At 56.6% G+C, this 14,472-nt stretch carries 11 protein-coding genes; 8 read left to right on the forward strand and 3 right to left on the reverse strand.

The annotated features are described in order from the left end of the window. Nucleotides 1-326: 326 nt before the first annotated feature. Genes RBB82_RS19840 through RBB82_RS19850 form a run of 3 tightly spaced genes read right to left on the reverse strand, consistent with a single transcriptional unit; the run spans nucleotide 327 to nucleotide 6,921 of the window. Nucleotides 327-1,202 (reverse strand): transglutaminase family protein, encoded by an 876-nt coding sequence (locus RBB82_RS19840; RefSeq protein ID WP_433972470.1) that lies wholly within the window; start codon nucleotides 1,200-1,202, stop codon nucleotides 327-329. Continuing rightward, nucleotides 1,199-3,697, reverse strand: a complete 2,499-nt coding sequence (locus RBB82_RS19845) for a circularly permuted type 2 ATP-grasp protein (RefSeq protein WP_433972471.1) — start codon at nucleotides 3,695-3,697, stop codon at nucleotides 1,199-1,201. The genes RBB82_RS19840 and RBB82_RS19845 overlap by 4 nt, the downstream gene beginning before the upstream one ends. After that, the gene (locus tag RBB82_RS19850) at nucleotides 3,694-6,921 is read right to left on the reverse strand and encodes a DUF2126 domain-containing protein (protein ID WP_433972472.1); all 3,228 of its coding nucleotides are present in this window, start codon (nucleotides 6,919-6,921) and stop codon (nucleotides 3,694-3,696) included. The genes RBB82_RS19845 and RBB82_RS19850 overlap by 4 nt, the downstream gene beginning before the upstream one ends. 579 nt (nucleotides 6,922-7,500) lie before the next feature. Between RBB82_RS19850 and RBB82_RS19855 the strand changes: the two genes are divergently transcribed. From RBB82_RS19855 to RBB82_RS19890, 8 genes are all read left to right on the forward strand, one after another. Further along, nucleotides 7,501-9,015, forward strand: a complete 1,515-nt coding sequence (locus RBB82_RS19855) for a S10 family peptidase (protein ID WP_433972473.1) — start codon at nucleotides 7,501-7,503, stop codon at nucleotides 9,013-9,015. 158 nt (nucleotides 9,016-9,173) lie between these two features. Further along, the gene (locus RBB82_RS19860; RefSeq protein WP_020713518.1) at nucleotides 9,174-9,401 is read left to right on the forward strand and encodes a hypothetical protein; all 228 of its coding nucleotides are present in this window, start codon (nucleotides 9,174-9,176) and stop codon (nucleotides 9,399-9,401) included. A 128-nt stretch (nucleotides 9,402-9,529) separates the two neighbouring features. Beyond that, a complete protein-coding gene (ribB, locus tag RBB82_RS19865; RefSeq protein ID WP_433972474.1) occupies nucleotides 9,530-10,675 on the forward strand; it encodes a 3,4-dihydroxy-2-butanone-4-phosphate synthase in 1,146 nt (381 codons plus the stop codon). A 371-nt stretch (nucleotides 10,676-11,046) separates the two neighbouring features. After that, nucleotides 11,047-11,226 carry a hypothetical protein gene (locus RBB82_RS19870; protein WP_433972475.1) on the forward strand — a complete coding sequence of 60 codons (180 nt, stop codon included), beginning with the start codon at nucleotides 11,047-11,049 and terminating at the stop codon, nucleotides 11,224-11,226. Continuing rightward, complete coding sequence (locus RBB82_RS19875; protein ID WP_433972476.1) at nucleotides 11,223-11,861, forward strand: GAF domain-containing protein; 639 nt, start codon at nucleotides 11,223-11,225, stop codon at nucleotides 11,859-11,861. Before RBB82_RS19870 ends, RBB82_RS19875 begins: the two co-directional genes overlap by 4 nt. 111 nt (nucleotides 11,862-11,972) lie before the next feature. Beyond that, nucleotides 11,973-12,737 (forward strand): hypothetical protein, encoded by a 765-nt coding sequence (locus RBB82_RS19880; RefSeq protein ID WP_433972477.1) that lies wholly within the window; start codon nucleotides 11,973-11,975, stop codon nucleotides 12,735-12,737. Nucleotides 12,738-12,842: 105 nt separating this feature from the next. Further along, on the forward strand, nucleotides 12,843-13,571 hold the full coding sequence (locus tag RBB82_RS19885) for a DUF4440 domain-containing protein (RefSeq protein WP_433972478.1): 729 nt from the start codon (nucleotides 12,843-12,845) through the stop codon (nucleotides 13,569-13,571). A 32-nt stretch (nucleotides 13,572-13,603) separates the two neighbouring features. Beyond that, nucleotides 13,604-14,470: a hypothetical protein gene (locus tag RBB82_RS19890; protein ID WP_433972479.1), complete on the forward strand. Its 867-nt coding sequence runs from the start codon at nucleotides 13,604-13,606 to the stop codon at nucleotides 14,468-14,470. The last annotated feature ends 2 nt before the right edge of the window (nucleotides 14,471-14,472 follow it).

Consider the following 14,472-nt stretch of genomic DNA (forward strand, 5'->3'; position numbering starts at 1 on the left):
TTCCTCTGCTGAAGAGAAATATTCATTTGAATTAGTGCCTATGCAAAAACTCTCAGTAATTTGATCTCCATCGGTAGGCATCTGCAGCCATAGTCATCCTGGCTGGCGCACAAAGAGACAATAAAGGTTAGTGTGGCCGTTGACTGGTTGCATGAGGTAGGGCTCGCCACTAAGTCAGAAGCTCGATAGATGGTCCTTATGTCGTCTCTCGTGACTGCAGATATGGGACCAGCACATTCGACGCGGTTGTTATCGATCACGTCGCTTCAGTTTGTTGAAGTTGTTACCTTTTTTGTCGTTAGGTAACGATAGGGGGATGACGCTAATCAATCGAGCGGCTCCATGTCGACGGCGACTTTGAGTGTATGAGCGCCGCCTCCTAAGATCAGGCCACGAAGCGGACTTACATCGCTGTAGTCCCGGCCCCAGGCTAGTGTTACGTGGCCGTTCGATGGGACAAGATTGTTTGTGGGATCCACGTCGAGCCAACCGGCTCCGGGGCAGTACGCAGATACCCAGGCGTGAGATGCATCGGCGCCTATCAGTCTCGGTAGACCGGGTGGCGGATAGGTTCGAAGATAGCCGCTTACGTAACGGGCGGCGAGGTTCAGGGAACGGAGGCAGGCGATTTGCAGGTGTGCGAAGTCCTGGCATACACCGCGCCGTTTTCGAAAAACTTCTTCCGTGGTCGTCCGGACGGTGGTGACCTTTGAGTCGAAGCGAAAGTCTTTGTGAATCCTTGCGGTCAGATCCAGCAACGCCTCCGCCATTGGTTTCCCCGGTGTAAATGACTGGAGCGCATAGTCAGCGAACTCCGTCCGTATGCGGATACGCGGTGACTCAAATCCAAACTGGTAGGCTTCGCGACCTGCAGGAGTGAGATCGTTCGGAAGGGATTGGGTAACTACTTCCCACGGTGGCGACTGTTGCGGCCAAGGCGATGCATTGTCCTGCATAATCACTTCGCTCCGCGCCTCTACTACCAGTTGCTTGTGCGGCTCCTGAACGGTGAAGAAGCAGAGAAGATTTCCGAAGTAGTCCACTCGCTCGGTCCGGGTTGCCGGGAGGGGTTGTATTCGAAGTTCGGTTTGCGTCAACTGCTGGTGTGGCAACAATCGGGGCTTAAGGCACGCTACATGATTTCCGAGAGAGACCGGATTTCTGTATTTGTACGTGGTTCGATGGACGATTCTATAGATCATTGGCCCATGGCGATCGGCAAGGTGCGAGCGTGGCTGAAGTATCTGTTGGATAGGTTATTCGACCAGGAGGGCAGCAGACGTTCCAACTCTTTGAGGAAATTCTCAAGACGGGACAGTCCATTCGCTTCCTTCGCTACGGGTGCGGCACCTGGCAATGGATGATTCAACTTCCGCAGATCAAAGCTGCGTAACAACGCCAGTGCAGTTTTCATCGCCTGCAGATCTTCGGGCAGATGTCGCGGGAGTTTTTGGTAGAGATCGACGAGATGACTGAGTTGAAAGTCCAACGAACGGGGATTGGTCTCGTCTGCCATGAGTACATCGAGCACCGCTAACGGCTGAAGCGTTGTGTAGTATCGCGTTCGATAGGTCATAGAACTGTCCGCGACCTCGAGCAGACACTCCAGGAGTGGCCAGTCTTGTTCTGCGAGCGGTTTGGTGATCTCGCGTAGTTGTCGTGTCAGATAGATTGCGCGCTCGAGTCGACGGCCGAGGGTCATGATCAGCCAGCCTTGTCCACGGTTAATGTTCTCTCGCTCCATTCCGGAAAATGCTGAGAGTAGTCCCAGACAAACGCTCAGCAACGCCGGATACTCGAGCGATGGTGTGTCAGGCTCGATCTTGATTGAGTCGCGCAACTGGCCGAGGAGGTGCATCATATCGGAGGACAACCTCTCCCGAACATTGCCTCCAACCCGGTAGACCTCCACTAGCGTGGAGGACAGGCTGTCAGACCGCTTGTTGTCGGTCATGACTGAAATCAGCTCGTGTTCGAGCTCAAGCGACGTCGGTCGTCTGTCTTTCGACCTTGGCAACTTGCTGTGCCGTGTTTCCAGGCAACTGTGCAGCCGGAGGAGGCAGCCAAGTTCCGCCTCATCGGCCCGTCGTACGCGAGAGACCATCGGGCGCAACAGCCGTGCTATGTTTTCCGCTCGCTCGGCATATCGTCCCAACCAGAAAACATTGTCCGCCACACTGCTGGGAACGGAGCGCGAGACACGGCGTAACTCGACTGGCTCGTTGCGTGGGTGCAGCATGCTGAATGTATCTACGGGACCGTCCCAAAGAACCCAGGTGTCTTTGCTGTGGCCACCGCGTTGCATGGAGACGACCGATCCTGCCGACTCGGCAACCCGGACTAAACCGCCTGGGATGGCAAGCCATCCGTTGCCGGTATTTAGCACATACGTGCGCAGTACTACGCTGCGTGAGTTGAGACGGCCGTTGTCCCATACAGGAGCGGTTGATAAAGCGATCTGCTCTTGAGCAACATACTCGTGGGGATGGGCGCGCAACTGTTCAGCAAACTTGCGCTTCTCGGCGTGCGGGAGTTCGGCGCCGAAGATAGGTTCCATACCACGTGACGGAAAAGCAGGTTTTACTACTACAGAGTCGAGATGATCGAGCACCCAGTCGAGTGCATACTCTTGTCCGCACCACCAGGTCGCGACGGAGGGCAGTTTGAGTTCTTCGCCGAGAAGATGTCTGGAGAGGCCGGGAAGAAACGGCATGACGGCGGCTGTTTCAATCACGCCGCTTCCCAGTGCATTGGCGACTTTCACGTTTCCAGCGACGATGGCATCGACGAGGCCCGGAATACCCAGAAGCGAGTCACTTCGGAGTTCCAGCGGATCGCAGAAGCTATCGTCGACTCGGCGCAAGATAACGTGGACCTGCTCCAACCCGTCGACGGTCTTCAGATATACGCACCGGTCGCGCACGGTGAGGTCTGCCCCTTCGACGAGAGTGAATCCAAGGTAGCGTGCGAGATACGAATGTTCGAAGTAGGTTTCGTTGAGCGGCCCTGGAGTGAGAAGGACGATTCGCGGATTGTCACACTGAGCGAGGCTGGTAAGCGCTTCGCGTTGTGCGCGGAAGAACGGAGCAAGACGCAGAACGTTCGAAGTGCGGAAGAGATCGGGTAGAACATCTGACACAATGGTGCGGTTTTCGAGCGCGTAGCCGCTGCCTGAGGGAGCCTGCGTGCGGTCGGCCAGCACCCACCACTGGCCGTCGGGAGAACGAGCAAGATCGACGGCCAGCATGTGCAGATAACTGTGCGCAGGAACCGGTACGCCCACCAAAGGCCGAAGGAACGCTGGATTGGCGTAAAGGAGAGCCGCAGGGAAGTGCCCTTGCTCCACCAGCTTCTGCGGCCCGTAGAGATCCTCGAGCAGAAGGCTCAGCAACTGGGCACGTTGAATGATGCCGGCTTCGATGAAGCGCCACTCGTCTGCTGCAATTAGCAGCGGAACTATGTCGATCCTCCACGCGCGGTTCGCACCGAGTGGATCGCTGTAGATGTTGTAGGTGATTCCGTTCTCGCGAATGCGGCGTTCGGCACGGCTCCAGCGTCGTCCGAGCTCTTCGGGCCCGATCGTGCGCAGCGACTCCATCAGGTGTGACCAGTGCGGGCGAGGAGTCACACCATCGGCTGACAACTCGTCGTAGGCCGCTCCGTAGTGCAGCGAAGTTTGATAGAGATCGACAGTCATGGGACAAGCCCCGGCTTCTCGATGTGGATACTATGTGCGGGCGGGGGCATACGCAAGTCCAGAGTCATGGGGAAGATTGGGTTGGTCTCTTCCGTCGGCGTCGCAATCGGGCCAGGAGGAGGATCGGACGTTTGAAAGCGTTCCAGACGCCTCTCTTTCGCTTCTGCTGCATTTGCGGGCGGTGCGGTATACATGCGACCGTCGGGTGGTACGGCATGGTAACTGCACCGGCTGATCGAACGCTCTTTCCAACAATCGATAATGTCGAAGACAAGTGGTACGTGGAGCGGAACAGTCGGGTGTAGCGTCGCTTGTAGCCGTCGAGCGCGGTATCGTATGGCGGCTACCGCTTCTCCGGGGTCGCCCGTGGGATGGAGCGGCACTTTGCGCCCGTTGCATGCAACCACATAACGCCCTTCCGTAATAAATCCGAATACCTTCGCCTGTATCCGCTCGAGCGAGGAGTCCACGCTGCGAACTGTTCTGCCGGAGGCCGTCTCTTCAGCGAGCACGTTCCAGGGTTCTAGAGCTCGACGCAGCTCAAGTTCAACTCCGTCTGCCGAGATCGAACCAATCTTCGGAAAACGAAACTCCAGGTGCGAAGCGAACCACTTTTCTTCGAAGTCATAGCCGGAACGACGCAGATGAGTAAGTACATCGAAGAAGTCACTCTGAACAAAATGGGGCAGCATGAAACGGTCGTGGAGCGCTGTGCCCCAACGAATAAGTCTGCCTTCAAATGACTGCTTCCAGAACGAGCAGACCAATGCGCGGATGAGTAATAGCTCGACCAGGCCCATTCTGACATGGGGAGTCATCTCGAAGGCGCGCAGCTCAAGGAGACCGAAGCGCAACCCGAGGCCGTCCGGTGGATAGAGTTTGTCGATGCAGAACTCGGCGCGATGTGAGTTGCCTGTGACATCGACCAGCAGGTTGCGGAATAGTCCATCCACAATGAATGGAGGGCAGTCACTCGTCGGGAGATTGCGGAACGCAACCTCAAGTTCATACAGGGCATCGGTACGCGCTTCATCCACGCGTGGATATTGACTGGTGGGGCCGACATACATGCCCGAGAAGAGATAGGAGAGCGATGGGTGGTTTTGCCAGAAAGCTACCATGCTTCGCAGAAGATCGGGGCGTCGCAAAAAGGGGCTTTCCAGCATGGTGGCTCCGCCCACCACGATATGGCTGCCTCCGCCAGTAGCGATATGGCCGCCGTCGTAGGTGAACTTTTCCGCCGTCAGCCGGTTTCGACGTGCCTCCTCGAAGAGTAGCGTGTTGATCTGTTCCAGGTCGTCCCAATTGCTGGCGGGCGGCAGGTTCACCTCAAGTACTCCAGGGTCTGGAGTGACGCTGAACGATCGCAGTCGCGGATCGGAGGGCGGGGTGTAGCCTTCCAGCCACACCGGTGTTTGCAGGTGTTGGCATGTGTCCTCGACGGCAGCTACCAGGTCGAGATAGTCCGACAGCTTCGACACATAGGGCAAAAAGACATGCAGACGTCCTTCGCGAGCCTGGATACACAACGATGGGCGGATCAACTCGTGTGCGGTCTCTGCTGTAGCGGATAGCGCGGGTAGCGGGTCTCTTGGGGGAGTTTGATGGAAGAGGTCCATGTGGCGGAGCGAGTCTGTTGGAAGCTTGATTCGATCCGCGAAGGGTGCAGCTTCGTATTCGTATTCAACATCGTCCGGCGCTACCCAGGGCATGGCCTCGGTTGATATCCGATAGCCAATGGGAGAGTCCCCCGGCGTGAGCAACAGACGTTCAGGACGAGGGAACCATAGCTGGCTCGACCAGGACAACCGGCCTGCAGGTTGGCGACGACGGGTGGGCAAGATGTATCCGGCTGGTTCTGTGGCTTCACTATCGGGGTTGTAAGCAGGCAGCAGGTTTTCGGGACTTACCTGGAGACGGTGCGCGAGGGCTTCCATGAACTTGAGAGCATCGGACGTGTTAAAGCCGTAGTCTTTGTCTTCGCGAGCGATGAGGGCAATATCTTCCCAGACGGGAACTCCGTCGGCGCGCCAATAGCAGCTTAGCGCCCAACGCGGCAGGGGCTCTCCTGGATACCACTTTCCCTGCCCGTAGTGAAGCAGTCCGCCTGGGGCCACCCTCGCGCGCAAGCACTGGATGAGATCCAGGCCACGGGTTCGCTTCATCGGTCCTAGAGCATCGATGTTCCATTGCGGGCTCTCGGGCTCGTCGATGCCGACGAAGGTGGGTTCGCCACCCATGGTCAGGCGCACGTCCTGTGCCTCAAGGTCTGCATCGACGCGATGTGCGACGCGTTCTACCTGCGCCCAGTCCTCCTCTGTAAAGGGCTTGGATGTGCGTGGTGGGTCATTCAAGCGACGAATTGACATGGTGTAAGTAAAGTCCACGTTCGCCGGCTCGACTGTGCCCCCGATTGGGGCGGCACTGGAGGCGTTTGGTGTGCAGACGAGCGGGATGTGTCCCTCGCTGACGATCAGGCCCGAGGTCGGATCAAACCCAATCCAACCTGCACCTGGTAAAAATGCTTCTGCCCATGCATGCAGATCCGCAGAGTCAGTCTTCGGGCCGCTCGAACCCTCCGCTGCTTCCTCGTCCGCTGCCAATTGAATGAGATATCCGGAGACAAAGCGTGCCGCGATTCCCAAATGCCGCAGACATTGCACGAGCAACCATGCAGAGTCGCGGCAGGACCCAGTGTGCTTTTCGAGCGTCTCCTCGCAAGACTGCACTCCTGGACTGAGACGGGTCACATATCCGACTTCATTGCGGATTCGCTGATTTAAGTCGACAAGAAAGGCGATCGTCCCGCGCTTCTCGCGCGAAAGGCTCTCGATCAGGGCTAGGAGAAGAGGGCCAGCCGGATCGATCGTGCGATACGGCTCAAGGTCCTTTGCCAGCTCCGGGGTGTATTCAAAAGGGTATTCTTCTACGCCCGGCTCTAGATAGAAGTCGAACGGGTTGAATGGCGATAGCTCCGCGATTAGATTCACCTCAACCACGAACTCCTTTGTCTTTTCTGCAAAGAGAAGCCGAGCCAAGTGATTGTGATGCGGGTCGAGCTGCCAGTTGAGCAGATGCTGGGAAGGAGTAACGCTAAGGGAGTAACTGAGAATCGGAGTGCGGCAGTGCGGGGCCGGACGCAACTGTACGACCTGTGGACCGAGGGCGACCGCTTTGTCATACAGGTACTGTGTCCGGTGTATCAGAGCAACTTTTGTGCTCATCCGCCCCCTGCGGTTCACGCCCTGAAGTTTTTGGTTAGCTCTCACCCAACGGTGCGGCGACAAAACTCTCACGAAAGCCGCGACTGTAGAGTTACCTTAACATATCAATTGCGAGAATCCATATTGGTTCCGTTGAAGAATCTTCGACACTGAAGAAAGTTTACGCCTGATGCCTAGCAATGCTTCATTGCTATGGGTTCCGGCCCGACGATCGACGCGGACAACACGCCAACTGACCAGACTGCTCAGGGTGGGTATGTAGAACGGGTCAGCGATCCAGAGGCCGCGATCTACCAGAATCCGGTGTTTCAGCTATCGAGGATGAATCCGTGGTTGACCTTGTTCGCAACCCTGGTGTGTGAATTGTGCCTTCTCGACAAACGTTGCTGGTCAGTTTATTGAATAAGGTGCAACCCTGCGTTTTGCAAGGTTATGATTGTGGCATTCCTAAGAGTTGTAAAACCGATTGCGCAAAAACTTGATACGGAGTGCACTTTGAATCTGTCAGGACGACCGAAGTTGTTTGTGGTATCGCAAATACTACGTTTAATCGCAGTCTTAGTGATGGTCGGAGTATTGGTGACGACCGGAATGGCGCAGACGCCTGAGGTTCGGCCACACGCTGCGGGTGATGGAGCCGCGAAGGAAGAGCCGACGATACCAATTCCATCGGAGACGACCTCTGTAACCAAGCATGAGTGGGCAGCGGGCGGGCAGATGATTCACTACACAGCGACGGCGGGGAATCTGCTGATTCGCGATGATCAAGACAAAGTGAATGGAAGCATCTTTTATGTGGCCTATACCGAAGATGGAGTTGAGGCGAAGAATCGGCCGGTGACGTTCTTCTATAACGGTGGCCCGGGCGCGGCGACGATCTGGTTGCATATGGGATCGTTTGGGCCCGTACGTGTGATGACGCAAAGTCCCGAGGCAACTGGGCCTGCGCCGTTTGAGTGGGTGCAGAACCAGTACAGTCTGCTGGATAAAAGTGACCTGGTGTTCGTCGATGCGCCCCTGACGGGTTTCTCTCGGGCGGTGGGAAAAGGGACAGCGAAAGACTTTGCAGGAACGGATCAGGACCTCAAGGCATTTGAGAGATTTATTGTCCGGTACATTACGGCGAACCAGCGATGGAACTCGCCGAAGTTTCTGTTTGGCGAATCGTATGGGACCACGCGGTCGGCGGGTCTGGTTGCGGCGCTACAGAACGACGGCATCGAGTTCAATGGGGTGACGTTGTTGTCGTCGATTTTGAACTACAATCGGCGCAACCCCGGGCTTGACTATGAGGCGATTGGGTATATGCCATCGTTTGCTGCGATTGCATACCATTATCACAAAGTGAAGACCGATCTGACGCTTGCGGACTGGGTGCAGCAGGCGAGAGTGTTTGCTCGTGGACCATATGCGGAGGCGATACAACAGGGGGATAAGCTGCCGCGAGCCGAGTTCGACGCGATGGCTGCGAAGGTAGCGGCGATCACGGGGTTGAGCGTGGAGTATGTGAAGGAGTCGAAGCTGCACATCTCGGCGACGCGGTTTCGTAAAGAGCTACTGCGCAACGATGAGAGAACTTTGGGTCGATATGACGCAAGATTTATGGGCTGGGATCCGGATGCTGCGGGGGATAGCCCAGGGTATGACCCGTCGGACACAGGGATTAGCGGGGTGTATGTCGGGGCGTTTCATGACTACATTCAGAGAGAGTTGAAGTACATGAGTCAGGAGACTTACTACCTGTCGGGACCTGGACTGAATCAGGATTGGGACTTCAAACATAAGCCGTCAGGTGGTGGCGGACCTGGGCGTAATGGAGAACAGACCGCGCCTGATGTCGCGGTGGACCTCTCGGACGCTATGCGGAAGAATCCCAGACTGCGGGTATTTTCAGCGAACGGGTACTTTGACCTGGCTACGCCGTTCTTTTCGACTGAGTACGACTTGAGCCATATGGATTTACCGGAACAGTTAATTGGAAATGTGCAGTTTGGGTACTATCAAGCCGGTCACATGGTTTATCTGAATGTGGATGCGCTCAAGGAGTTGAAGGCAGATATGGTGAAGTTTTATGCTTTGGCGCAACAGCACTGATGGGGTTGAAGTTGCGGGGAAGATGCTGTTGGGAACCATGCGGAAGGCTGCTTCAGGGCTTGCTTTTGGCGCATAAATGCCTTAGAATGAGAGTTGCGAATTTTTTCTGAGCAGGTGAAGTGCGGGAAGTTAATCTTTGAAGAGGTACTGATAAAGATATGGCAAAGCGTCGTGGAAATCCAAACTGGGGCAAGCCTGAGCCGATCGGGCCGGTTGTTCCAACCGTAACATCGTTCGAGCAGGTTGTGAAGGAGTTCAAGCTGACCCCTGACCAGTACATTCGGTCGACCAGGCTTCGTGAGTGGGCCCGGAGAAATAAGAATTCGAAGTACATTCCTGAGGCGCTGTTGGAAGCCTGGGGATTCGAGATCGAGTCTACTTTGTAAGTGATTGATGCAGGTTTTGTAATTCGATTGTAAAAAGAGACGCCGCCCTGTGTGGGCGGCATTTCTTTTTCTGCGACGGGCGTAGCATTGGGTGCGTCGAATGTGTTGTGCGGGGAAAGGTGAAGGCTATGTTTGCTGACGTGTCAGAGGCAGTTGCAGAGATCAAAGCTGGTCGGATGGTGGTGGTAGTCGATGATGAAGACCGCGAGAATGAAGGCGATCTGACACTGGCTGCGGAGTTTGTTACGCCGGAGGCGATCAACTTCATGGCGAAGTTTGGTCGCGGTCTGATCTGCCTGACACTGACAGAAGAGCGCGCGGATTATCTGCGATTGGGGCCGATGACGCAGGAGAATACGTCGCGGTTTGGGACGGCGTTCACGGAAAGTATCGAGGCGCGCGAGGGCGTGACGACGGGCATTTCTGCTGCTGATCGGGCTCATACGATCCAGGTGGCGATTGATCCAAAGTCTACGGCGCATGATCTGGCGCGGCCGGGGCATGTCTTTCCGCTGCGGGCGCGCAAGGGCGGTGTGCTGGTGCGTGCGGGACAGACGGAGGCGTCGGTCGATCTGGCGCGGATGGCGGGGTTGGTGACGGCGGGTGTGATCTGCGAGATCATGAACGACGATGGGACCATGGCTCGTGTTCCGGATCTGGTTAAGTTTTGTGCGGAGCATGGGCTGAAGATGGTGACTGTGGCGGATTTGATCCGCTATCGGTTACAGAATGAACGGTATATCCATCGTGTGGCTGAGTCGCTGATGCCTACGGCGCATGGCGAGTTTCGCATGATTGCGTATGAGAGTGAAGTGGAAGGTGGGGAGTCGCATATTGCGCTGGTTTATGGCGATGTGACGGGCGATTTGCCTGTGACGGTGCGGGTGCATACGCATTGTCTGGCGGGGGATGTTTTTTCAACGACGTTGTGTGATTGCAGGGCAGTTGTGGAGCAGTCGCTGCGAATGATCGCGGAGGCGGGTAGGGGTGCGTTGGTGTATCTGCACAATGGGAGCGCGGGTTTCGGCGTGGATAAAGGGGTTACGCCGGCGCGGGTGGTATTGCATCGGGAGCAGAGAGCGCGTGAAGGGAGCGACGATCGGGCGCACAGGACGCTGCGGCAGGTTGGTTTGGGCGGGCAGATTCTGTCGGATCTTGGGATTCACAAGATTCGGCTGTTGACGAATACGCCGACGCATGTTCCGGCGCTGCAAGGGTTTGGTATCGAGATCGTGGAGCAGGTTCCGGTGTCGATCGGGGCGGTTCGACGGTAGGTTTTTTGCAGAAAAAGTCTGGCGTGGTGGATTGGGAGAAAACTGCGGTTTTGCAGGCCTTTTTCGAGGGGGTTTTGGAAAAGTACGTGTTTTTTGCGTGGTAGTTTGTGCTGCATTTGTGGTGGGATGTGTGGCTAACGTGGTGGCTTAACGACACATTTTCAGACTCCGAAAAATGCGCCATAGATTTTGAATATTTTTATTCTTTTACGTTGTTAGGCTGGTTCGCTTATGATTCAGTCTGATCTATTCGACACCGGCCTCCCCAAGACGAACTGGTCCTGGCATCTGAGTGATGGTTTCTGACCGTCAATCGCGTTCAGACAGTCGATCTGTCGGTCGTATAGCCGCAAGGAACGGGGAGTGTCGACATGGGCGTAGTGACTTCGAATTTGACGGACACCGGTCTGGAGGTTATCGACCTGCAAACGGATCCTTCGTTTGCGGAGAGGCGCCTGCATGAACGCGACGCAGCGACCCAGATGGAAGGAATGCGACGGGTGGCGCGTGCCTTTGTCGATAGTCGGATACGGTTCTGCAGGAGTTGGTGAATGCGGCGGTGGAGTTGTGCGGGGCGGACAGTTCGGGCATCAGCATCGAGCGGGGGGACGGGAGCGATGCTGACTTCTATCAGTGGGTCGCTACTGCGGGGGCGTACTCGGGATTTTTGAATGCCGTGCTTCCGCGTTGGCCAAGTGCGTGTGGAGTTTGTCTGGAGCGGGGGCGGCCGCAACTGTTTCGTGTGACGCAGCGTTTCTTCGATCTGCTGGGGGTCGTAGCGCCTGAGGTGACCGATGGGATTCTGCTTCCGTGGGATGAGGGTGAGACTCGGGGCACGATCTTTGTTATGGCGCATGGGCGGGATGAGGCGTTCGACGCAAACGACGTTCGGATGATGCAGGTGCTGGCGAACTTTGCTGCGATGGGTGTGAGGCAGCAACGGCAGCAGAGACTTCTGATGGATCGGGCGCGGGCCACTGCTGCTGCCGCGATGGCGAACGATCTTGCGCACAGGATCAATAATCCGTTGCAGAGCCTGACGAATGTTGTGTACCTGGCGGGACAGGGCTTGAGCAGCGGCGACACGAAGGCTCTGGCGGGGGAGATGTCGGAGCACCTTATGCGTCTGTCTGACGTAGTGAAGAAGTTGTTGGCTCTCCCCGGGGGACCAATCCACCTGGATTGATCGCTTTCATCGCCGTGAACGGCGAGCGATAACGTGTGCTCGATTTCTCTGTCTTCGGTGTGCCGTGCTGAAGGATAATGGCTTCGCTTTCGAGCAGGGAGGAGAGCCGTAATGAGTCCAGTTCGCTTCGTGAGAGCAGCTTTGGATGGATTGTTGCTTGGCGTTGTCTTCTTTAGTGTTGGGTCTGTTGTTGGGATGGCTCAACTGATGCCCGCGCCGCCGCAGGCGCCTTCAATACCGCAGGGCCCGCCGATGCCGAGCATGCCGACGATGCCGTCGGACGCGCCGGCTCCGCAGGGGCCGCCGCCGGATCCGTCACAGCAGGGGCAGCAGCAGGATCAGCAGCGTAGAAATAATCAGCAGGGGTCGGCGGGGTTTCTGGGGGCGTGGTGCGCGCAGGGAGATCCTTCGAAGCAGGCCTCGATCAGCAGTAACGGGCCGATGCTGAACCTGACGAATGAGAGTGGAAGCACTTCGATTGGAAATCTGCAGGGAAATAATCAGATTAGTGCGCCGGAGTGGCAGTTTGTGACGGGGATGCTGAGTGGCGATGGCCGGAGGATCAACTGGTCGAATGGGACGTTCTGGGCTCGTTGCTCCGGCGGCGGTGGAGGTGGGTATCGAACGCCGAATCTGAATGGGAACTGGTATCCGAATGGGAATCGATCGCTGCAGTGTTCGATTCAGCAGCGGAAGGGAAATCTGACGCTGCAGAACGAAGTTGGAGACAGGGCTACCGGATCACTGAATGGCAAGTGGGGCGTGACAACGAACTGGCAGGGAACGAGGATCACGGGGACGATAAGCAGAGATGGGACGCGGATCGATTGGAGCAATGGGACGTATTGGATTCGGTATCGACTGTACGGACAGTGAGGCGATCAGTCTAGTGAGACAACCGATCTGAAGAGGGAACTCTGAGCTTCGGGCGGCGTATTTAGGAACCAGAGCATTGGTCGGCGTCGTCTGAAGGAGAGTGAGATGAAGCGAGGTCTGGTTGCTTCGTTGGTTGTGACTGTCTTCGTGTGCCCGGCGGCGCGCGGAGTGGATATGCCGAAGATCACAGAAGTGGTGCTAGTTCAGCGGACACAAGAACTGTACGATGCGGTTGGTCCTGGTGATGAGGCGCCATGGAAGAAGTTTGTCGCAGAGGATGCGATGTTCTTCGATGAGAAGGGCAGGGCGATGGACAAGGCAGCGCTGATGGAGGATCTGCAGCCGTTGCCGGCGGGGTATAGCGGCACGATTCGGGTGGTTCATCCGAAGTCGCTGTTTGCGGCCAACGTTGCGATTCTGAGTTACGACTGCGATGAGGTGGAGACGGTATTTGGACGGGAGTTGCATGCTCGTTATCACTCGACGGATACGTGGCTGTATCGGAATCAGGCATGGCAGATTGTTGCGAGCCAGACGTTGCGGTACTACGAAGACCCGGCTGTGGGAGCGGTTGCGGAGGCGATGCTGAACGACTATGTGGGGGCGTATGAGTTGGCGCCCGGGAACGTGATTACGGTTACGCGGCAGGGTAGTGAGTTGTATGCGCAGCGTAATCCCGGGAAGCAATACCAACTTTTGCCGGAGTCACCGGATCTGTTTTTTCGTGTGGGAGTGGAGGGGCGGCGGTTGTTTCATCGGGATGCGGCGGGGCGCGTGGACATGATGGTTGATCGCAGGAATAACGAAGATCTGCTTTGGAAGAAGATTCGGTAGCGCGTCAGAAATTGTGAATGGAAGAGGTGTTTGTGCCAGCGAGTACTAATATCTGGATTTGCGTTGCGGGAGTGATTGTTCTTGTTGTCGGATTTGTTGCCGCCAGGAGAGAGTTGCAGGCGGCGGTGGGGCTGGACAAACTGGTTGCGGTAGGCAGGGTGCTGTTTGCGGCGCCGTTGGCGGCGTTTGGGGCGGAGCATCTGGTGCTCGGACGGATGATACTTGGGGCTGTTCCGGTGTGGATGCCGGTGCGTTTGTTCTGGGTGTACTTCGTCGGCATTGCGTTGATCGCTGCGGCGTTTAGTTTGGCGTTGGGGATACGTGTTCGTCTGACAGCGACGCTGCTTGCGATCATGTTTTTTCTATTTGTGGTGATGATCCATCTGCCGAATGCGGTGGCACATGGGCACGACAGAATCATCTGGAATGTGGCGTTGCGGGATTCTTGTTTTGGTGCAGGTGCGCTGGCGCTTGCGGGGTCGTTGTGGTCGAGAGATCGCGAGAATGTGTGGGTGTGGATTGGGCGAGTTGTTTTTGCCGCTGTGTTGATGGTGTACGGCGTGGAGCTGATTTTGTATCCGGAGTTTGCGCCGGGGGTTCCGTTGGCCAAGTTGACGCCGCCGTGGGTTCCGGGGCCTCATGTGTGGGCGCTGCTGACAGGGCTGGTTTGTATCGGGGGCGGGGTGGCGATGTTGATTCGGAGATACTGCCGCGATGGGGCGACGGCGGTGGGTTTGGTGATGACGCTGCTTACGCTGTTTCTTTATCTGCCGATTCTGCTGATGGCGTCTGGGGTGCCCGCCGTGTTGGAAGGAGCGAACTACGTCTGGGATACGCTGCTGTTTGCAGGGGCTGTGTTGCTGGTGGCAGAAGGCGCGCCGAGGCGAGATGTTGCGTGACG

The organism is Tunturiibacter lichenicola, assembly GCF_051013355.1.
GTDB classification, from domain to species: domain Bacteria; phylum Acidobacteriota; class Terriglobia; order Terriglobales; family Acidobacteriaceae; genus Edaphobacter; species Edaphobacter lichenicola_F.

What these genes read in the sequence shown, in the direction of transcription:
- RBB82_RS19840 (WP_433972470.1), bottom strand. Translation starts at nt 1,202, where the DNA reads ATGATCTATAGAATCGTCCATCGAACCACGTACAAATACAGAAATCCG.
- RBB82_RS19845 (WP_433972471.1), bottom strand. Translation starts at nt 3,697, where the DNA reads ATGACTGTCGATCTCTATCAAACTTCGCTGCACTACGGAGCGGCCTAC.
- RBB82_RS19850 (WP_433972472.1), bottom strand. Translation starts at nt 6,921, where the DNA reads ATGAGCACAAAAGTTGCTCTGATACACCGGACACAGTACCTGTATGAC.
- RBB82_RS19860 (WP_020713518.1), top strand. Translation starts at nt 9,174, where the DNA reads ATGGCAAAGCGTCGTGGAAATCCAAACTGGGGCAAGCCTGAGCCGATC.
- ribB (WP_433972474.1), top strand. Translation starts at nt 9,530, where the DNA reads ATGTTTGCTGACGTGTCAGAGGCAGTTGCAGAGATCAAAGCTGGTCGG.
- RBB82_RS19870 (WP_433972475.1), top strand. Translation starts at nt 11,047, where the DNA reads ATGGGCGTAGTGACTTCGAATTTGACGGACACCGGTCTGGAGGTTATC.
- RBB82_RS19880 (WP_433972477.1), top strand. Translation starts at nt 11,973, where the DNA reads ATGAGTCCAGTTCGCTTCGTGAGAGCAGCTTTGGATGGATTGTTGCTT.
- RBB82_RS19885 (WP_433972478.1), top strand. Translation starts at nt 12,843, where the DNA reads ATGAAGCGAGGTCTGGTTGCTTCGTTGGTTGTGACTGTCTTCGTGTGC.